Raw genomic sequence first — 19,231 nt, 5'->3', positions numbered from 1 at the left:
TAAGGTCGCGGTCAGAGCGAACGCTAGTCGTCGCTTTCTGGATAAACTGACTTATCGAAAAGCCGCATGAATAAAAATCGGCTTATTGAACAAACTGAGTCGGCAAAAAGAACGTGCGCGCATCCGACTGTTGACGTAGGTCTGCCAGTAACGACTGCATGTCTTCAGCTGGGTCTTGATTATTAATCAAATTACCAAACAGCTCGTTGGCGACCGTGGTCATCGACACCACGCTTTGTAATAAATGCTCAATAATATCATTATCGATACCGACCGCTTCGACATCGATCGCATTTTTGTAGCGTACCTCGCCATCATTGACATCCATTTCTAGATTGCCAATCAGCATGTCGTAGTTGATTTGTGTGATAAGTAGCATCGCGGCGCTCTGATGACTCTCGGGTATCAAAAATGGCAAAATGCCATAAATGGCCAGTAATTTGTTTTGTTCTTGAACCCGAAACAGATATCCGCAGTTTACTTGCTTATGCCGCATTCTTAAGGATAAATGATGGGACTGTGGACGGTCATTGGTGCGGTCTTTGGCTTTGGGTCTATAATGCGTATAGTGCCATTGTTTGGCATTAAAATATTGCTTTAAACAATCGACGATAGGTGTATCACTATGGTCTTGTGCTTCAGTGCTTCGCGTGTCTGTATTTAGGTCAAGCGTATCTGTTTGCGCTTGCTCGCTATTATGAAGGGCAGATGGTTCAGACTCGGCAGACGTATTATGATCGACATAACGGTCAGGCAGCTCAGTCAACGGTTTTATGGTGTTATCAAATTCACTATTAGCGGCATCAGTGGATGATGAGTGTACTGGTGCACTGCTACTCGTAAGATCAACCACTGACTGCGGTGCTGACGCAGTCAGAAATCGTTTTATTTTTTGCCATAAGCTGAGTTTGTTATGTTGACTCATAATATTATGCTGACAAGTAAGGGTTACAAGTTAATTTTGATTGAGCGCTAGGCCTTCTTGGATACTCGGCTGCGTATAAAACGCTTCTAGCATCTCACGAATATGAGCGGTCAACCACGGCGTCTCAATCGCATCGTACATGATAGGCAGCAGAGCAGTACTACATTGTTTCATAGCCGCTTCGTCAATATGCAAGCTTGCGGCAATGGTCGCCATCGTGTCAGACTCATGATTGGCATACCAAGTGTCAATGCTCGCTGATACCAAGCTGTGCAGATAGGGGGACACGCGCAGACGGTTGTAGCTTTGCTGAATACTGGCTTCGATATGGTCGATACTGCTATTACCTGGCTCATCGCTCAAATACGTCTGCAGCTCGCTGATGGGCTGATCTTTGATACGATCCCAGCCCATGACCATCAGACGCGCCACTTCCTCATTAGACAGATGTGCTTGGGCATTGGCTTCGGCTTTGCGCGTCAAATCTTTGATATTGCGGTGCAAATAGGTTTGCAGTTTTTCATCAAGATTTCTATTGGTGGCTTTTTCGAAAGAGCTACGCCCCAGCTTCATCAATTTACCAACGCCACCCGCCTTGTCTAGCGTGGTTTCCATAAAGTCATTGATAGCGTGGTGGAGCGTTTGGGTCAATAAATCCGCAAAAGTTTCGTTGCCGACGAGGGTATGAATCAGGATATTGCGCTGCTGCTCATGACTCCCGATATAGCTTGCGAGAGTTTCGACTTGGGTATCATCGACCAGCTCAGACAGCGGTACATTATCATTAACGGGATGATAAATAAGGGTGTGCAAAATATCGCGGATATCGGTGCGCATCACCTCCGTCATTGACTGATTTAGTAGCCAGTCTTTCATCAAATGCTGCAAATGCTCGCTGCTGATGTATTTGCTGAATGGCTGTACGCCAAACCATTGCCAAGCTTCCATCGCCAGTGGCTCAGCTTGCTCGTGCAGCCACTGCTGCATAAAACCAACTTGCGCATCGATCAAGCTATCTATCGTGAAACGACGGGTTGATGGCTCTTTTAACAAGCTTGCATCAGTTGTGTCATTGGTCATGTTGTTTTGGCTATCTGTTAAAGTCTGCATAGATTTTGAGGTCATATATTTGAAGTTATAGTTTTCAGATTACAGTAATCGACAATTTGTTATACTGTGCGGTTGTGTCATAGATAAGGTATTATGCCACGAACATTGTCTGTATTTGTGATGAATATTGACTGCCGCTTTATAAATAACCAGAGGTTGTGATGACGGTTCTAGAGACGTCTATACTTGAACTTGCCGACTTGACGGTTCAACGCGGCGAGATACCACTGTGCGAAGCGGTCAGCTTGCAGCTACCTGCCGGTAGCATTTGTCATCTGATTGGTGCCAATGGTACGGGGAAGACCACGCTATTGATGCAGCTGGCAGGATTATTGCCTGTCATGACAGGCACAGTCTCATATCAAGGGCAGGCAGGTTTGCCCATTCAGCCTTTGTATGTCTCACACCAGTTAGGTATTCATCCAGATCTAACGGTAGCACAAAACCTCATATTTTTATTAAATTTATACGGTATTAACCCAAGCGCTAGCGATATCGATGATGCGCTCACTTGGGTAGGGCTACAAGGATTTGAGACAATCAGCTCAAGTCATCTGTCTGCTGGACAGACGCGGCGTATCACGCTGGCACGATTGTACTTACTTACCCCTGATGTGACACCGCTGTGGCTACTGGATGAGCCTTTTACGGCGCTAGATGTCGATATGGTGGCACGAATGGAGAGGCGGTTACACGACTTTGCTCATGCAGGCGGTGCGATATTGACGACTAGTCATCAGGCAGTGGGCGTGGCTAATCAAGTACTCGATTTGTCAGATTACATGATATAAGTTTAATAGGCGCTCATACACTCGGTATAGGTGAAAGGACCAATAATGACAGACAGTCCGATGCAAACCCGCCCAATAGCTGCTGCGGATAATAAACCACGCGTTATCACAACGATGCCGCGGGCGATTGGGTTTATGCAGCTGTGGCGCCGCGAATGGCAAGTGAAACAGCAAGGGGCAGTGCAATGGCTTTATCCATTGGTATTGTTCTTAGTCATTATCACGCTATTTCCACTCGCTGTGGGTAGCGAGCCTGCACTGTTGCAGCGTCTTGGTGTATCAGCGGTGTGGATTGCCGCATTGTTGTCACTGGTGATGGGTGTCGACGGTTTGTTTAAGCCTGCGCTTGACAATGGCACGCTCGCACAGCTCGTTGTTGCAAAGGCATCATTACCATTATGGGTACTGATTAGGTTGGTGATTCACTGGATATTTAGTAGTGGGATTGTGGCGGCACTCAGCTTACTTGCGGTGCCCTTATTTCAGCTTAGCTGGTTTGAGGCATGGATATTGATGGCATCTATTGTGACAGGCAGTCCGATGTTACTGATGCTATCGGCCGTGGCTAGTAGCTTGACATTGTCGCTAAAAAACGGCGCTGTGCTCGTGCCATTGATTGCTTTGCCGATGCAACTACCTGTATTGATATTTGCCACTGGAGCGGTTGATTTATTTGCGACTGGGCTTAATGGTTTGCCTATTTTGGCGTTATTACTGGCAGGGAGCATACTCTCCGTTTTAGTGATGCCATGGGTGATTGCCTTGACCCTAAAAATGTCATGGTTGAACTAAAACGCGGTCGTCCAAACCCATTGCATTAACATCATGGTGAAAACTGGCAATTTTGCTATAATAGCCCCTCAAATACGTAAACCGCGCATTGTAAATTTTATCCAGTGTTTAACGCCAGTCGGTACGCTGATCTAAGAGCGGCTGTATGCTCTGTCGGTTATCACCAGTAAGCTGTGTAATAGGTTCATTCCCATGCCCAATCTGAACAACGTCTCATCTCCTAGCTTGTGGCAGCGCATTTGGCAGGGCTTCTTGACCACTGTGGGTACCAAGCAGTTTTTTCGAATTTTTAGCCCTTGGGTCAAGTGGCTTGCGATATTAGCCAGTCTCTTCTTGCTCATCGGTAGCGTGTGGGGCCTTGCTTTTGCGCCGCCTGACTATCTTCAGGGTAATAGCTACCGCATTATATTTATCCATGTGCCAGCTGCCAGCCTTGCCATCTCTATCTACTTCTCCCTTGCTATGTTGGGGGTAATTTACTTGGTCTGGAAAATAAAGACCGCCAGCCTTGTTGCACAGGCGCTTGCCCCAATGGGGTTTTTGCTGTGTGTGATTAGCTTGCTGACGGGGTCTATTTGGGCAAAGCCGACGTGGGGTACTTACTGGGTGTGGGATGCGCGTCTCACCTCCATGCTTATCTTGGCGTTTTTGTACGCTGGTGTGATGGCATTGTTTGCCGCATTTGAGCACACGGCCAATCGTGGCAAAGCGGCCGCTATTCTATCTATCGTGGGCGCGGTGAACTTACCTATTATCAAGTACTCCGTACAATGGTGGAATACCTTGCACCAAGGCTCGACCTTTAGTCTGACAGCCGCACCAAAGATGTCAGCAGACATGTGGCTGCCACTGTTATTGATGATTATTGGCAGTTATTTACTGGTCGCGACATTGGCAATTTATCGTACCAACACTTTAATCCTGTATCGTGATCAAGGCAAAGCATGGGTCAAAGAATACATTCGTGGTCAACAAAAATAACGACTAGGAACCTATTATGCAGCCTTATTTTTATAGCGTATCTGAGTTCATCGCCATGGGTAAGCATGGGGTGTTTGTGTGGTCGTGTTGGGCGATTACGGTTGGCGTGATGCTGGCTTTCGTTGTGTATAGCCGTAGACAAAGGCAAGCTTTGATCAAGCAGCTGACTATCCAGCAAGCACGTCAGGCACAGCGCACGACCAAAACAACGACACCCGCAACCAAGCGCCTCGATTAAAGACCATGCCAACATCAAAAATTTAATGTACCAGATAATGCTTATTTAAAGGTAAATGAGTGTTTTCATTTCATGCTTTTATCACTAAGCGCTTACAGATTGATTTATCCGAAAAATGCTATCATATAGACATTAGAAGAGTACGATTAGAACGATGTTTTTAAAACGTTTTTCTAATGGTAGTTTCTTTAATATTTTCTATTTTATAGCGCGTGATGGCCTGTTTACGATAATGTATATAAGAGCGGTTAGAGTCTATAAAATAGTGACTCATCAATGAGGTAGTGGTATGAATGCAGTTCGTCGCAAAAAGCTGATGTGGGTTATGTTTACGCTTGCAGGGGCTGCGATAGCCGTGGTGTTGGTTCTTTATGCAATTGGGCAGCAGACTGATTACTACTTTGATGCAACCGCCATCGCTAAAGGTGAAGCGCCGCAAGATAAGCGTATCCGTGCCGGTGGTATGGTCGTCGCTGGCAGTGTGCAGCGTGCCGCAAACAACCCTTTAAATGTAGAGTTTGCGATTACTGATTTTCAATCGACAGTACCAGTGACTTATCAAGGTATCTTGCCAGATTTGTTTGCCGAAAATTCTGGCGTCGTCGCTACAGGTAAGATGCAGGGAGATACCTTTGTGGCTGGTGAAGTATTGGCAAAGCATGATGAAAACTACATGCCGCCAGAGGTTGCTAAATCAATGAAAGAAAACAATCGTAATAGTGCCACTCCTTCTTCTGAGCAATACAATCCTGCCCAAAAGCTTCATGAGACTGAAACCTTACAGCAGTAAAAACTATGAGTTTTTATACCATATAAAAAAGCCACCGATTATCGGTGGCTTTTTTAGTGGACTACGTTTAGCTAATCAGCTAATCGTACTTATTTATGCTATTAGTCATCCCAAACAGGGCTATAGTCAGGATGTGCAATTTTACGACCATCTGAGCGTGCTAGCTTACCAATTTGTTCTAGCTCATCTGCACTCAGTTTTACATCAATCGCGTCTAAATTGCCTTGCAAGTGGTCAGGGTTAGACGTTTTTGGAATCGCGACACGATGTTTGTCCGATAGAATCCATGCCAATGAAATTTGTGCTGGCGTGACATTATGTGCTTCTGCAATGCCTTTAATAATATCATTATCAAACACATCACCACGCGCTAGCGGTGAATAGGCTTCTAGCAAGATATGATGATTGTTCAAAAAAGTCTGTAATGTATTTTGCTTAATAAAAGGATGGAACTCTACTTGGTTGACCACAATTGGCACATCTGCGTATTTTTCGGCTTCAATAATATTGGCGATATTAAAATTAGACACACCGATATGACGCGTCAAGCCCTGTTTCTGTAGCTCACACAGCGCAGGAATGGTCTCGGCCAATGGCACACGATCATCAGGCCAATGAAGTAGTAACAGGTCGACATAATCTGTACCTAAATCTTCCAAAGAACGTTTCGCTGCTGCCACCAGTTTCTCTGGCTCAAACTTCATATCGTCTGGAAATATTTTGGTAGTCAAAAAGAACTTATCACGAGCCACACCTGACTGTCTGATGCCTTCACCGACTTCTTTTTCGTTGCCATAAGCTTGAGCGGTATCGATATGCTCATAACCCATTTGCAACGCTTTTTTGACGACATCTACGCAGTCTTGTCCGGTAGATTGCCACGTACCCAAGCCTAAGATAGGGATATTTGCTTGTCCAGCGGTACGAATATTGTATTTTTTAGCACTCATATTATTATCCTTGTTATTTATATCTTATAGTTATTAATTCATTTTAAATGTCAGCAATAGCGAGATGTAGCTAGTAAGCCACTATCAATTCATTAACAATTCGCTATCGAGCTTGTCCACTATAAGAAAAACGAAGGCTAAGGGGAAGGGGGAGTGACGGTTTCCTACAAAGGACAAACAGGCTGTAACGTGATTTTGAAGATGAGAGAGGTTTGTACTCGATATCCAAATTGCCTCAATTACCTTAAAACTGAGACCATAAAAAACGCCCATCACTTAGCGCGATGGGCGTCTCTATAATCACAATACCCTTATATTCAGGTATTCATCATTTACAGAAAGTCTTACTGAGCAGCTGCTACAGGCTCGGCAGTCTCAGCTTTAACAGCGGTATCCGTATGTGCGCCTTGATCACCGCCCCAGATTTTTGGATATTTGTAGCCAGGGAACGTCTCATGAGCATACTTTTTGAACGCTTCTGAGTTATAAGCATTGGTCACATCTTCAACCCATTTTTTACCAACATCGGCAGATTTGATGGCTGACCAGTTCACATAAGCAAAGCTAGGCTCTTGGAACAAAGCATCAGTCAATTCGATACCAGCGTCAGTGGCGTAGTTACCGTTGATCACAGCAAAGTCAACTTCATCACGGGCGCGTGGTAACTGAGCCGCTTCTAACTCAACGATTTCGATATCGTATTTGCTGTTATCAGCGATATCTGCTTTTGATGCTGTCAATGGATCGATGTTGTCTTTTAACTTAATCCAGCCAAGATCGTTCATCATAACCAAAGCACGTGCAAAGTTACTTGGATCGTTTGGCGCAGAGACACTCATGCCTTTGAACGCCGCATCAAGACTGGTCTTTTTACCTGAGTAAATGCCAAGCGGAGCCGTTGGTACTTGGAATGCTTCTACTAGATCAAGATTGTTTTCTTTTTTGAAATTATCAAGATAAGGCTTGTGCTGGAAGATGTTGATGTCTAAGTCGCCTTCAGCCAATGCAAGGTTAGGACGCACATAGTCAGTAAAGGCAATCAGTTCAACTTCATAGCCTTGAGCTTCAAGTGAGCTTTTTACTTGGTTACGTACCATATCAGCGAAATCGCCTTCGGTTGTACCGATGATGATTTTGGTATGGTCAGGATCGATATCGCTAGCGGCAGTTTCTGCAGTTGCGCCTTCGGTTACTGGCTCTTTGGTCGCTTCTGGTGCTGATGAGTTGCTGCAACCTACCAAAACTAGGCCTGATACACCAACTGCGGCAAATGCAGTGGCTAACTGACGGCTGATATCTGTTAATTTCATGGAACTTCCTTATTAAGGGTGATGGAACAAAAATGTTTGACCACTAAAAAAGCAACATTAGGGACAGTAATGCTGCTAAGTTAACGGTTGGTTATTTGGTGTCAAAATTAAAGGGTCTCAGTAACAAAGTCAAGCATTTTACTTATGATGAATTGGCGCTAAGATCTACCTATTATTCATATCCTATTAGCAGCAGACTGCTTGCTATGTCATGATGCTTTTAGCGTTTGTCCAAACGATTGGCGAACCAATTACCAGAGGCTTGAATCGAGATGACCATGATTGATAGTACAATCACGATAAAAATCATGACCTCAGTTTGATAACGGTAATAGCCATAACGAATGGCCAAATCACCTAGTCCGCCGCCGCCAATCATACCAGCGGCTGCCGAGTAAGAAAGCAAGCTAATACAGAGGATGGTCACAGAAAGCACCAGCCCTGAGCGTGCTTCATTCAGCAGGACTTTGATAATCGTAAAAGGGCGTGCACCCATCGACTCAGTCGCTTCAATGATACCACGCGGTACTTCACGTAGGTTTTGCTCGACCAGACGGGCAAAATAAAACGAACCCGCAATTGCCAATACGAGTGACGCAGCAATCGGGCCAATACCTGTACCAACGATGGCCTTGGTAAACGGGCTCATGGCAATCATCAAAATGACAAATGGGAAGGCGCGCATAAAGTTGGTAATGCCACCAAGTACACCATATAGGGTCTTGTTCTGTAAAAACTGTCGGTCACTCGATAAAAATAAGAACACGCCAAACAGCCCGCCGATGATGATAGCTACTGTCGTTGAGATGCCGAGCATGATAAACGTATCAATAAAGGCGTTGATAATCTCTTTGCGCAAGACAAACAGCTTATCTATCGAGGCGGATAATCCACTATCAGTTAACATATTTATTTCTCCTGCCTCATTAGTCTTCTTGCACTAAGCCTTGGCCAATCGGGGTATTTGCCTGAATCAGACCATCTTTTACATCAGCAACTTCCAATAGTTGCCCTTGATGCAATAGTGCTGCACGATCACAAAGTCTACGAATAACGCTCATTTCATGGGTGACGATAACGATAGTCACGCCCAGTTTTTCATTGATGTCACGTAAACAGGTGAGTAAGCTGCGCGTGGTTGCAGGATCAAGCGCACTGGTTGGTTCGTCAGCCAGTAGCACTTTGGGACTCGGTGCAATGGCTCTTGCAATACCGACGCGCTGCTTTTGTCCCCCTGATAATTGGGCAGGATAGTGACCAACGCGATCCGTTAAATCGACAATCTCTAGACATTCCATGACCCGCTTATGAATATCACTACTTGGATACCCTGAGACCTTGAGGTTGAATGCCACGTTGTCAAAAACGGTCTGATTGGACATCAGATTGAATTGCTGAAAAATCATACCGATATTATGACGGGCAATACGTAGCTCACTGGCTGATAAAGTGGTCAAATCCGTACCGTCTATGACTACTTGTCCCGAATCTGGGCGCTCAAGCATATTGATGAGGCGCAGTAAGGTGGATTTACCCGCACCTGAATAACCCATCAGACCAAAGATTTCGCCTTGCTTAATCGCGAGCGACGTGGGTTCAACAGCTGTAAACCAATGCGGTTTGCCGTTTTTGTCTTTGATTGATCGGTCGCTTAAAAAACTTTTGGTCACATCGTTTAAGACAATCATGTCATTCATGGAGGGCTCAAGATTCAATAATTTTTTTTATGGTCATAAACGTGCTGTTAAGCGCTTACTATTAATGGTTAAACTGCGACCAATAGTCAGCGGCCCATTAAACACAACCGTCTATAACCCTATTATAAGGGGCGGTAATATAGCATATTATCCAGCACTTTGGATATGCACATACGTGAAGGGCTTATGATGAATCGTGATTAAGTGAGGGAGGCTTGCGCGGATGGACTAACAATCACAGACTATACAGAGTATGACGGGTTTAATTTATAAAATGTAGTGCTGTTGGTTTAAGGACTCATAACCTATTTACTATCATCTATCGGGAAAAGCACCAAAAACCTTGCCCACGTTTTGTCATAAGTGTCGCTGCAAGCATCATTGAAAGTATCGTTATGCCCTATTCATGATAGTTGTAATGAGGGTCGTGTTTGACAGGTATGGTAACCAAAAATCGTGTATGACCGTTGAGCGTATCAGTGATAATACGTCCTTGATGGGCAGTGACAATCTGAGAAACCAAAGACAAACCTAAACCTGAGCCTTTATTCTTCTGCTGCAAGCGCACAAATGGACTAAATACTTCTTCGCGCTTGCCCTCAGGAATGCCTGTGCCTTCGTCAATCACTGCCAGTACAACATATTTTGGTAATGGTGGCGTGGCATCATTTTTGGCTTTTTTCATGTGCTTAGCAAATAAGCCTTCTTTGCGTGATGTACCTGAGCTGTCACTTTCTGTGGCATTGTTTCTGCTAGTAGTATTGTCAGTCGTTGGTTTCGGCGTTTTTTGTGCCGTATCGACTGTAGGAATAGGCATGTTCTGATTAACGGCAATGTCTGATGATTCTGTCGCTGTACCATCAGATTTTGACGTTACTGCACCATCTGGAACAACACGCCACATGACTTTTTTAATTTTGTCAGCGAGCTCACTGGTATAGTTTTGATAATTGGCAAACAATGAAGCATCTTTTGCCTTATCTGTTAGCGTACTGTCCAATAGGCTGTGATTGCCTGTCGAGTGTTTGATATTATCTGAGTTTTTATTATTGCTGGTATCATGACCAGACAGAGGCACTGCTAATAGACCTTCATTTGACTCAGAATATAAGCCATTTTCAACATCCATATCAGTATCAAAAATGATATTTTCGCCATTCTTGTAAATCGGTGGCGCTAATAGCTCTTGATCAGCCGCTATTGATTCCGCTTTGTTTTTATCAGCCAGTGCTTGAGACGTATGTGCTTCAGAGCGAGAGACTAGATTTTTATTAATATTGATGTCAGTTTGCTCATCATAGGAATCAAAATCTAGGCTGTTATAATCAGCAAAGCTGCTAGATAGCACGGTCTGCAACAAATAGTCAGGGACAGTCCCTGCTTCATCAAGGGTCTGAATCCCATATAGCAAGACCGTCACAGGCGGTTTACCGTGTAGCATCGCATTGGTGAGCAAGTTGCGAATGAGGTGTGTCAGCATCGAGGACTGTCCATCTATAACGATGTGTTCCCCAATTAAGGTGGCCTCAGGATAATGTTGGCGCTCTTGATTGACGAGGTCATATAGATCTAGGGTTTCAACTTGCTGCAGTGCGTGACCTGCATCCATACGACTGACCAATAATATGCTCTCTACCAAATCATTGAGTCCTGACAGGTCTCGAGTGATGGCGTGCGCGCGTTTGTCGAACTTTGCCTTAGTATCAGAGGGCAACGCAGCAGCCAACATATCCATCATCTCAATCTGCAAGCGAATACGAGTGATGGGCGTACGTAGCTCATGAGAGGCGTGAGCTAGCAGTAAATTATTGGCATCAACAAGGTGCTCAATCTTTTGGGCCGCTTGGTTGAACCCACGCGCGAGCGAGGCAATTTCGTCATTACCACGAGCATTGACTCGCACTGTAAAGTCGCCATCACCCAACTGTGCCATCTGTTGACTCATTTGATCGATACGCCATGTCATCGTGCGAGCGATCAGCCATAATACACCTGCCATGATAACGAGTAATAGCAGCGTACCAGTAAACAGATTGAGCGCGGCAGAGAGTACCGGTTTTTTGGGCGTCAGACGAGACTCGTACAGCAAGGTATAACCGGTGCTGCTAGACACTTGAGCTTGTTTGGTCGGTGAGGTCTCTGCAAAAGAAGGGAAAACGCGTGAGAATAAAGAAGGGGTAGGCGGTAGGGCTAATGGTAAATCACTGTTGTCCGTTTGCATGAGCAACCGACCTTCGCTGTCGTACAAGCCCATTTTTGCCTGTAGGGACTCATCAAAGATGTCAAAGCTTTTTTTGACAACAGCAAGCATAAAGCGTGACTGTAAGCGATTGTCTTTGCCAATAGAGATATTGAGCTCATGCAGAAATGGGTCAATTTGTCCCAAGATTTGTGTAGCGAGTATCTCCGATCGTATGCCTGCATCCTTGTCATGGACAAGTTGAGTCAGGAGCACCATGGCAACTGCAAACAAGATAAGTGCCAGCATGACACTGGCAAATAGCTTGGCAAAAACGGAACGAAAACCCAATTGCTGCATTAAATAATCTCTATGACCCTATTATTGAATGCTGATATTGACGCATACAATTGGAGTTTACGTAGTTTTTATGCATTATTCCATCATTTAATACGGTTAGACTTGGTCAGTGGCAAACTGATAACCCACACCGCGTACTGTGATGATGCGTTTTGGCTGACGTGGGTTGTCTTCAATCAAAGCTCGCAGACGTGAAATATGGACATCGATAGCGCGGTCAATATTGTCTGAACTGTCGTCATTTGGCATTGCTTGCCATAATTGTTCACGATTGAGCACTTTGCCAGAATGGGTAGCAAAATAATGTAATAGCTGAAATTGATGCGTCGTCAAGCGCACAGCTTCATCATCAATGGTGACCTCATGGCTATCAGGGAAGACGCTCAAACGCCCAAAAGTTAGGCTGTCCGACTGACTGTCCGCTTGATTTGGTTGCTCATGACGACGGATTACAGCGCGAATACGCGCCAATAGCTCACGTGGCTCAAAAGGTTTAGAAATATAATCATCTGCACCCATCTCTAGACCGAGCACGCGATCGGTGGTATCACCTTTTGCTGTCAGCATGATAATAGGTACTTTATTGGTCATATTGTTTTTGTTGCCACGGATTTTTTGGCACACTTGCATACCATCCATGTCAGGCAGCATCAGATCAAGCACGACCAAATCAATACCACGCTCTTTGGTGTCTAGTAGTTCAAGACCTTCTTGACCCAGTCCTGCATGATGCACATCATAGTAGTTCATCGTGAGATAATCACTGATCAACTCTGCCAAATCCGGATCATCTTCAATCAATAAAATTTGCTTACTCATGGGATACCCTTTAGTTGTTGTTATGGTTTGCTAAGGATAGAACGTGCCATAAGATCTAATTATCGGTAAATATACCGAAGAACTGGATACTTTTAGCCATTAAATCCTTAAGCCTCTATGTTTTCAAACCTATAAAATATGAAACTCTCAAACACGATTGGCTCATTAATAGGAACCGCTCGAAAAAACATAAATCGTTTAAAATACTCGGTTATTGTTATATATGATACCGCCATATTGCCTAATTATGCTGTTACAAAACAAGATAGGCTTTGTTAATGTTTCTACGCAATGTAACTGTCACTATTAATTGCTATGAGACGATGACTTTTTTACCTTTAGAATCAAGGGGTAAGTCAGCCAAGCAAATTAAGCTGTCATTGCTCACACCAGCGATTAAATACTGTTTCGTTGTAGGATCGTACTCGACTACTTCAATGGGTTGGCGTGTCAAAAGTTGATCTTGTCCAATAATCCACACATTTGCGGTAAGCGGGCTTAGGGGCATATAGGGTGGTGATTGTAATTCTGTCAAGTCGACATCATGCAACGCGTGCTTAGGCACGATAGTACCCACCTCTATCTGACCATAATTGATTCGTCCTGTCACTTTCATATTGGGCTGTAATTTATCACGGCTCATTTCATTATCGATGACATTGACATAGACCAAGAGCTTTTTTGGCTGACGGGTGGCTGTTAGCTTGCTCACTTGCCCAGTAAACTGACCTGACAAGCCTTCAGTAGTAAAATTGACTGTCTGACCAACCGACAGTTGCGGCTTTGCTTGAATAGGAAGCGTCGCCATAAAATGCAATTTGGTTTCGTCACTCAGTTGCAGCAGTGTGGTACGAGGGTCTAACTGGTCATCTTGTTTAACATATAGATTTTCGATACGGCCTGAGAAGCTGGCACGAACGGTGATCAAGTCAAATGAGGGGGAGGATTTTTTGGCATCGTCGATACTGCGCGCAGCCCTATCGCTAGCATCAGTGTTATCTGTCGCTGTTTTTGGTTTTGATATAATTTTACTGTCAGCAGTCGTATTTTTGGGAGCAGTGATGTCGCTATCAGGAGCAGCGTTTTGACTGACACCAATCTTTTGCGGGCTATTAGATGTCACGTCATTACTGTCAGTACTATCATTGGTTGCTAGATCGTTCTGAGTTGACGTTTTTACGGTTGAATTGTCTTTGGTGGTTTCGTCCACTGCACTCAGTCGTTTGACAATAAATAGGGGCGCTCCTTTTTCTACCCATTGTTCTTTTTTGACCAGCACCTTTTCTACTTTGAGCGGATGTGCAGCAACAAAGCTGGTTTGTCTGATAGGTTCGATATGGCCTTGCAATCCAAGACTTGGCTGATAGCGGGTAGGCTTGATACTCAATATCTGTTCTGATGTCATCGTGACGCTATCACTCGTAATCACAAGTGGCGTCTCTACGATGGCTTCGTTTTCGATGGTTGAGGGCACGTCTTTAGGTGGGGATGGCTGACACGCTGCTAGCAGCAAAGCGATGAATACACAGAGGCCTTTTCTTTTATTGATATAAGTTCTTATATGTGTAGAAGCTGTCATCGCCGTCACCATTATAGTCATCATTTTATTATATAGTGAATTGAGGTATGACGAAATGTTTATGCACTAGTGCTACAGTCAAGAGAGCTAAAAGCTGATATCAAATAATTGAAACAAACAGTGGTTTTTCTAATAAAGACAGTTATTTATGGTACTTACGAGTTTGAACATTAATTTACTAATAGCTGGAAAATAGACAATAACTGTGCTAAAACAACATAATGAAATATACCACTACATTTTTATTACAAAAGAAAATTATACAGCAAGGTATATATTGACTCTATATAATGTAAAAACAATAAAAACAGTATGCCTTGCTCACGTTTAATGCTCTGAAAGCAGTAGTCTTTGTTCGAATATGGCAGATAGTAAGTGCCAATAAAGGGCACGAATAGCTATAAAGCGCTCACTTATTGAGCTGAATGATGGCAAAGTAGGGGTATAGCTGATATTTGTGATTCGTTTGACGGCAATTACTGATAAACAAGATATTCGCTGTCATAACACTTTATAATACAAACTCAACCGTTCGTATCGATCCAATAATAAGTGATGTCACAAACTAAGATGACTGTTAAAACTTTGTATTGACAGATAGTGTTACGAATAAATAGTCGTTAATAGGACAATGATAATGGAAAATAATTTTGCTGGTTTGAAAGTAATGATTATCGATGACTCAAAAACCATACGCCGTACTGCAGAAACCTTATTACAAAAAGCGGGTTGTGAGGTAGTCACTGCCATAGATGGTTTTGATGCGTTAGCAAAAATTGTCGATAATAACCCAGATATTATTTTCGTCGATATTATGATGCCACGTTTAGATGGTTATCAGACGTGTGCATTGATAAAGAATAACCCTGATTACGCTGGCAAACCAGTGATCATGTTGTCGTCAAAAGACGGTTTATTTGATAAAGCCCGTGGTCGTATTGTCGGGTCTGATGAGTACTTGACTAAGCCATTTAGTAAAGATGAGCTTTTTGATGCCATCAATCAGTACCGTTAGTCGAGTATATATAGCAATCTGTCGATTAATTCATACAATTGATGACGAGTTCTAACTAACGAATGTTAGGGAATTTATCGTATCAGTCAGTTTTGAGATACTACTTTCAATTGTACTGTCCCAATAATATATGAATATATCCTTACGGATATCTGAAAACAAAGGAAATTTCTATGACTACTGTTTTAGTCATTGACGATTCGCCATCAGAAATGGCGAAATTTCGCGATATGCTTGCCAAGAATCATTTCAAAGTATTGGAAGCCACTAATGGTGAGCAAGGCTGCCAGATGGCGGTTGATCACCTGCCAGATGTCATCTTAATGGATGTGGTCATGCCTGAAATGAATGGGTTTCAGGCAACGCGAAAAATCACCCGAGGCAAAACCACCTCTCATATTCCAGTCATTATGATTAGCACTAAAAATCAAGAGACGGACAGAGTATGGGGCAAGCGTCAAGGTGCCAAAGAATACATGAACAAACCAGTTGATGAAAATAGATTGGTCAATATGATTCGTACAGTGATGGAGTAACTCGTGGCTTCTAGAGGGTTTATTGAGCTTCTGCGTTCAGCAGATTTGGCACGCGCGCGCAAAGGTGGCCGCCGCGGTGGACAAGCGTTTGATTGGCAAGGCGTGGTGTTTGAGATCGGTGGGCAACGACTGGTTGCGCCTATGGGTCAAGTATCAGAAGTCTTGAGCATGCCAGAATATACAAGCTTACCTCTAGTCAAGTCTTGGATGCTCGGTATTGCCAATATCCGAGGTCGTCTATTACCACTCACGGATTTGGCCGATTTTTTGCAGGTTCCGAGCCTAGTGCCACAAATGAGCCAACGCAAAGTGATTGTTGTTGAATATAACAATGTTTTGTCAGGATTGTTGGTTGATCAAGTGCTGGGTATCGAACAGTTCACTCGTGAGCAATACCGTGCAGAGGCCATCGATTATGATTCGCCGTTTGCCCCTTATAATCATGGTAAATTTCTTAAAGCAGAACAAGAGTGGTATGTCTTTATGCCAAGCTTGCTCGCACAAGATCTACAGTATGCAGATGCAGCAATATAACAATAGGCAATAGAATATTTGTCTGCTGAGCAGTGACAGAATAATAGCGACTGACATAAAGCAGTGGCATGTCAGCATTTATACAGGCTTTGCTAATCATTGTTTCGATAACAATAAGATTGTCAAAGTCAGACACGATAAGACTTTGATGATGGTTTGAAAGGAATATGCAAGATGAGTGATGTTATAAGAAAACCTGTAAATGGCATGGCCAACACAGCGGCAGATAACAAAAATTCTGATAATACGTGGAAGCTATTATTGGGTCTTTTTGCCATATTGAGTGTGGCTTGTCTGATTTGGCTGATTAACTCGTTATCATCAGTGAGTCAGTATTTTGGCAACTTTAGCCAATCGGTTATTTTGCCAGTTGCTATTTTCACCGTCAGTGCGTTGGGTATTTTGTTTGCCTCATACCAGTTGCTCAGACAACGTGGTGGCTCAGAGCGCTTACTGATTGAAAAAGAAACCTTACGCCGCCGTCAAGAAGCCGAAGCAGAGTCTGAGCGTGCTCGTCAGATTCAAGAAGAAAACGAACGTAACCAGATCGCAATCTTACGTCTGCTTGATGAGTTGGGTGATTTGGCAGAAGGTGATTTGACGGTTAATGCGACCGTATCAGAGGACTTTACAGGGGCGATCGCTGACTCGGTAAACTTTGCAATTGACCAATTGCGCCAATTGGTACTAGTTATTAACAGTACGGCTAACCAAGTATCGCAGTCCTCAGATCAGACTCAGATGAATGCGGTTGAGCTGGCTGAAGCCTCTGAGCATCAAGCACAAGAAATTGCTGGTGTGTCAGCGGCGATCAATGAGATGACGATATCAATTGACCAAGTTTCAAACAATGCGTCAGAGTCTGCAACGGTTGCACAGCGTTCAGTTGCAATCTCTCATAATGGTGCTGAGGTTGTACAGCGTTCTATCGAAGGTATGAACGTAATTCGTGACCAGATTCAAGAAACCTCAAAACGTATTAAACGCTTGGGTGAGTCTTCGCAAGAAATTGGTGACATCGTCGGTTTGATTAACGATATTGCTGATCAGACCAACGTTTTGGCATTGAACGCTGCGATTCAGGCCTCTATGGCAGGTGAAGCAGGGCGAGGCTTTGCGGTTGTTGCTGATGAGGTTCAGCGTCTGGCTGAGCGTTCAGCAAACGCCACCAAACAGATTGAAACACTGGTAAAAACCATTCAGGCAGATACCAACGAAGCCGTCATGTCAATGGAGTCAACGACTTCTGAGGTGGTACGCGGAGCCCGTCTAGCAAAAGACGCAGGGGAAGCACTAGAGGAAGTACAGAGTGTTTCTAACACTTTGGCAGACTTGATTCAAAACATCTCAAACGCAGCAATGCAGCAGGCTGAGTCTGCGGGTCATATCTCTCATACGATGAATATTATCCAAGATATTACCTCACAGACATCCTCTGGTACGATGGCAACCGCTCGTTCTATCGGTGAGCTGAGTGAGATGGCTGCAGCACTACAAGAGTCAGTGACTGGTTTTAAAGTAACTAATGATGATGATATGTTGGCGCATGATATGCTAGCAGCTGAAAGTGGATTGTCAGCAAGTGTTTAATACAGACAGCAAATCTCCAACAAGTATTTTTGATTTTGAAACTATCTTGATGAATCGTACTGTTTTTTGCTCTTGAAGTCATGATGAGTGTCATAGTTGGTATTAGATAGGCACTCGATTAAGACAGTCGATCTTTCCTTGGATGATACTGTAATGGAAAACGACAGTTTTGGTGTAAAGCAGTGGCAAAGCTATATAGAGCGAGAGATCGGATTTATCCTGCCGAACATACAGCAGCAGTGGTTCAAAAATGCGATTGAGCATACCGCAGTATCGCATGAATTAACGACCGCGCAGCTGTGGTGCCAATTACCAAAAAATCATGAACTGCGCCAACACTTGCTAGACAAAGTTTTGATTCATGAAAGCCGTTTTTTTCGTCACAAGCCTTCTATCGATTTTGTCGAAAAATGCGCCTTGCAACATCAAGCTAGTGTCAAGGATACTGACGACGTATTTCGTATTTGGAGTGTGGGTTGTGCAAGTGGTCAAGAGGTTTGGTCTGTGGCCATGAGTTTGGCAGCAGTCCAGCTGCCAAACTATGAAATATTAGGAACGGATGTCAGTGAAGAAGCCATCAGAAACGCCCGCTTGGGTCAATATGATAGAAGGCAGCAGTCTTTAATTCCAGCAGATTGTCAGCAATTTATCCAGCCGTTAGCTGTTAAGAGTGGGATAGAGCGTTCAAATACCAATCACTCCTCTACTGTGTCAATGATGGATAATATGCAGCCGCATTGGCAAATTGCCTCTACTTTACAATTGCATGTTAGTTTTACTTTACATAATATTATCGAACACCGACCACCCACAGCGTATCTGCAAAACGTGATTATCTGCCAAAATATGTTGTTGTATTTTAGAAAATTTGATCAGCGTGATATTTTGGCACGTCTATCAGAACAGTGTGCGCTAGAGGGATATATTGTATTGGCTCCAGGTGAGGCGCTGTTTTGGCGTCCTTCAAATATGCGCCGTATTGCGCACCCACAGGTTAATGTGTGGCAAAAAATTAGTGCCTAAATAAGTGCTTAG

The 19,231-nt window shown here is 43.8% G+C and carries 18 protein-coding genes and 1 pseudogene; 10 read left to right on the top strand and 9 right to left on the bottom strand.

From position 1 onward, the window contains the following. Window positions 1–82: 82 nt before the first annotated feature. The gene (locus IP485_RS12840) at window positions 83–925 is read right to left on the bottom strand and encodes a YbjN domain-containing protein (protein ID WP_198327570.1); all 843 of its coding nucleotides are present in this window, start codon (window positions 923–925) and stop codon (window positions 83–85) included. A gap of 30 nt (window positions 926–955) precedes the next feature. Further along, window positions 956–2,035 (bottom strand): hypothetical protein, encoded by a 1,080-nt coding sequence (locus IP485_RS12835; RefSeq protein WP_227686546.1) that lies wholly within the window; start codon window positions 2,033–2,035, stop codon window positions 956–958. Window positions 2,036–2,196: 161 nt separating this feature from the next. Here IP485_RS12835 and ccmA point away from each other — a divergent pair, with 161 nt between their 5' ends. The 5 genes from ccmA to ccmE all read left to right on the top strand — a co-directional run bounded on the left by ccmA (window position 2,197) and on the right by ccmE (window position 5,627). Beyond that, window positions 2,197–2,826 (top strand): heme ABC exporter ATP-binding protein CcmA, encoded by a 630-nt coding sequence (gene ccmA / locus IP485_RS12830; RefSeq protein WP_194364927.1) that lies wholly within the window; start codon window positions 2,197–2,199, stop codon window positions 2,824–2,826. 114 nt (window positions 2,827–2,940) lie between these two features. Further along, window positions 2,941–3,618: a heme exporter protein CcmB gene (locus tag IP485_RS12825; RefSeq protein WP_194364928.1), complete on the top strand. Its 678-nt coding sequence runs from the start codon at window positions 2,941–2,943 to the stop codon at window positions 3,616–3,618. Window positions 3,619–3,810: 192 nt separating this feature from the next. Further along, a complete protein-coding gene (gene ccmC / locus IP485_RS12820) occupies window positions 3,811–4,599 on the top strand; it encodes a heme ABC transporter permease CcmC (protein WP_198327567.1) in 789 nt (262 codons plus the stop codon). Between the two features lie 16 nt (window positions 4,600–4,615). Next, entirely contained in the window at window positions 4,616–4,837 is a 222-nt protein-coding gene (gene ccmD, locus IP485_RS12815; RefSeq protein ID WP_194364602.1) for a heme exporter protein CcmD, read from the top strand. Between the two features lie 289 nt (window positions 4,838–5,126). After that, entirely contained in the window at window positions 5,127–5,627 is a 501-nt protein-coding gene (ccmE, locus tag IP485_RS12810; RefSeq protein ID WP_198327561.1) for a cytochrome c maturation protein CcmE, read from the top strand. Window positions 5,628–5,728: 101 nt separating this feature from the next. On the opposite strand, the gene IP485_RS12805 is transcribed toward ccmE, so the two are convergent. From IP485_RS12805 to IP485_RS12775, 7 genes are all read right to left on the bottom strand, one after another. Next, window positions 5,729–6,577, bottom strand: a complete 849-nt coding sequence (locus tag IP485_RS12805) for an aldo/keto reductase (protein WP_198327559.1) — start codon at window positions 6,575–6,577, stop codon at window positions 5,729–5,731. 344 nt (window positions 6,578–6,921) lie between these two features. Continuing rightward, window positions 6,922–7,887 carry a MetQ/NlpA family ABC transporter substrate-binding protein gene (locus IP485_RS12800; RefSeq protein WP_198327557.1) on the bottom strand — a complete coding sequence of 322 codons (966 nt, stop codon included), beginning with the start codon at window positions 7,885–7,887 and terminating at the stop codon, window positions 6,922–6,924. A 220-nt stretch (window positions 7,888–8,107) separates the two neighbouring features. Continuing rightward, complete coding sequence (locus IP485_RS12795; RefSeq protein WP_198327555.1) at window positions 8,108–8,794, bottom strand: methionine ABC transporter permease; 687 nt, start codon at window positions 8,792–8,794, stop codon at window positions 8,108–8,110. Window positions 8,795–8,813: 19 nt separating this feature from the next. Further along, entirely contained in the window at window positions 8,814–9,584 is a 771-nt protein-coding gene (locus IP485_RS12790; protein WP_198327553.1) for a methionine ABC transporter ATP-binding protein, read from the bottom strand. A gap of 400 nt (window positions 9,585–9,984) precedes the next feature. After that, window positions 9,985–12,123, bottom strand: a complete 2,139-nt coding sequence (locus IP485_RS12785; protein WP_198327551.1) for a sensor histidine kinase — start codon at window positions 12,121–12,123, stop codon at window positions 9,985–9,987. Window positions 12,124–12,219: 96 nt separating this feature from the next. Continuing rightward, entirely contained in the window at window positions 12,220–12,942 is a 723-nt protein-coding gene (locus IP485_RS12780) for a response regulator transcription factor (RefSeq protein WP_194364609.1), read from the bottom strand. Between the two features lie 313 nt (window positions 12,943–13,255). After that, on the bottom strand, window positions 13,256–14,521 hold the full coding sequence (locus tag IP485_RS12775) for an HlyD family efflux transporter periplasmic adaptor subunit (RefSeq protein WP_198327549.1): 1,266 nt from the start codon (window positions 14,519–14,521) through the stop codon (window positions 13,256–13,258). Window positions 14,522–15,158: 637 nt separating this feature from the next. Between IP485_RS12775 and pilG the strand changes: the two genes are divergently transcribed. From pilG to IP485_RS12750, 5 genes and pseudogenes are all read left to right on the top strand, one after another. After that, on the top strand, window positions 15,159–15,536 hold the full coding sequence (gene pilG / locus IP485_RS12770) for a twitching motility response regulator PilG (RefSeq protein WP_194364611.1): 378 nt from the start codon (window positions 15,159–15,161) through the stop codon (window positions 15,534–15,536). A 173-nt stretch (window positions 15,537–15,709) separates the two neighbouring features. After that, window positions 15,710–16,072, top strand: coding sequence for a response regulator (locus IP485_RS12765; protein WP_198327547.1), 363 nt, complete (start codon window positions 15,710–15,712; stop codon window positions 16,070–16,072). A gap of 3 nt (window positions 16,073–16,075) precedes the next feature. Then, window positions 16,076–16,606 (top strand): chemotaxis protein CheW, encoded by a 531-nt coding sequence (locus IP485_RS12760; protein WP_194364613.1) that lies wholly within the window; start codon window positions 16,076–16,078, stop codon window positions 16,604–16,606. Between the two features lie 516 nt (window positions 16,607–17,122). Further along, window positions 17,123–18,196: pseudogene (locus IP485_RS12755) on the top strand (methyl-accepting chemotaxis protein); the annotation flags it as partial. 153 nt (window positions 18,197–18,349) lie between these two features. Next, window positions 18,350–19,219, top strand: a complete 870-nt coding sequence (locus tag IP485_RS12750) for a CheR family methyltransferase (protein WP_198327543.1) — start codon at window positions 18,350–18,352, stop codon at window positions 19,217–19,219. The last annotated feature ends 12 nt before the right edge of the window (window positions 19,220–19,231 follow it).

It is taken from the genome of Psychrobacter sp. NG27 (genome assembly GCF_016106655.1).
In the GTDB taxonomy this organism is placed as follows: Bacteria; Pseudomonadota; Gammaproteobacteria; order Pseudomonadales; family Moraxellaceae; genus Psychrobacter.
The sequence above is the reverse complement of the archived record's forward strand: the minus strand, read 5'-3'. Positions and strand labels throughout refer to the sequence as shown.

Bases quoted from the DNA above. Each gene is read 5' to 3' on its own strand.
- IP485_RS12840 (WP_198327570.1), bottom strand. From the start codon at position 925: ATGAGTCAACATAACAAACTCAGCTTATGGCAAAAAATAAAACGATTT.
- IP485_RS12835 (WP_227686546.1), bottom strand. From the start codon at position 2,035: ATGCAGACTTTAACAGATAGCCAAAACAACATGACCAATGACACAACT.
- ccmA (WP_194364927.1), top strand. From the start codon at position 2,197: ATGACGGTTCTAGAGACGTCTATACTTGAACTTGCCGACTTGACGGTT.
- IP485_RS12825 (WP_194364928.1), top strand. From the start codon at position 2,941: ATGCCGCGGGCGATTGGGTTTATGCAGCTGTGGCGCCGCGAATGGCAA.
- ccmC (WP_198327567.1), top strand. From the start codon at position 3,811: ATGCCCAATCTGAACAACGTCTCATCTCCTAGCTTGTGGCAGCGCATT.
- ccmD (WP_194364602.1), top strand. From the start codon at position 4,616: ATGCAGCCTTATTTTTATAGCGTATCTGAGTTCATCGCCATGGGTAAG.
- ccmE (WP_198327561.1), top strand. From the start codon at position 5,127: ATGAATGCAGTTCGTCGCAAAAAGCTGATGTGGGTTATGTTTACGCTT.
- IP485_RS12805 (WP_198327559.1), bottom strand. From the start codon at position 6,577: ATGAGTGCTAAAAAATACAATATTCGTACCGCTGGACAAGCAAATATC.
- IP485_RS12800 (WP_198327557.1), bottom strand. From the start codon at position 7,887: ATGAAATTAACAGATATCAGCCGTCAGTTAGCCACTGCATTTGCCGCA.
- IP485_RS12795 (WP_198327555.1), bottom strand. From the start codon at position 8,794: ATGTTAACTGATAGTGGATTATCCGCCTCGATAGATAAGCTGTTTGTC.
- IP485_RS12790 (WP_198327553.1), bottom strand. From the start codon at position 9,584: ATGAATGACATGATTGTCTTAAACGATGTGACCAAAAGTTTTTTAAGC.
- IP485_RS12785 (WP_198327551.1), bottom strand. From the start codon at position 12,123: ATGCAGCAATTGGGTTTTCGTTCCGTTTTTGCCAAGCTATTTGCCAGT.
- IP485_RS12780 (WP_194364609.1), bottom strand. From the start codon at position 12,942: ATGAGTAAGCAAATTTTATTGATTGAAGATGATCCGGATTTGGCAGAG.
- IP485_RS12775 (WP_198327549.1), bottom strand. From the start codon at position 14,521: ATGACAGCTTCTACACATATAAGAACTTATATCAATAAAAGAAAAGGC.
- pilG (WP_194364611.1), top strand. From the start codon at position 15,159: ATGGAAAATAATTTTGCTGGTTTGAAAGTAATGATTATCGATGACTCA.
- IP485_RS12765 (WP_198327547.1), top strand. From the start codon at position 15,710: ATGACTACTGTTTTAGTCATTGACGATTCGCCATCAGAAATGGCGAAA.
- IP485_RS12750 (WP_198327543.1), top strand. From the start codon at position 18,350: ATGGAAAACGACAGTTTTGGTGTAAAGCAGTGGCAAAGCTATATAGAG.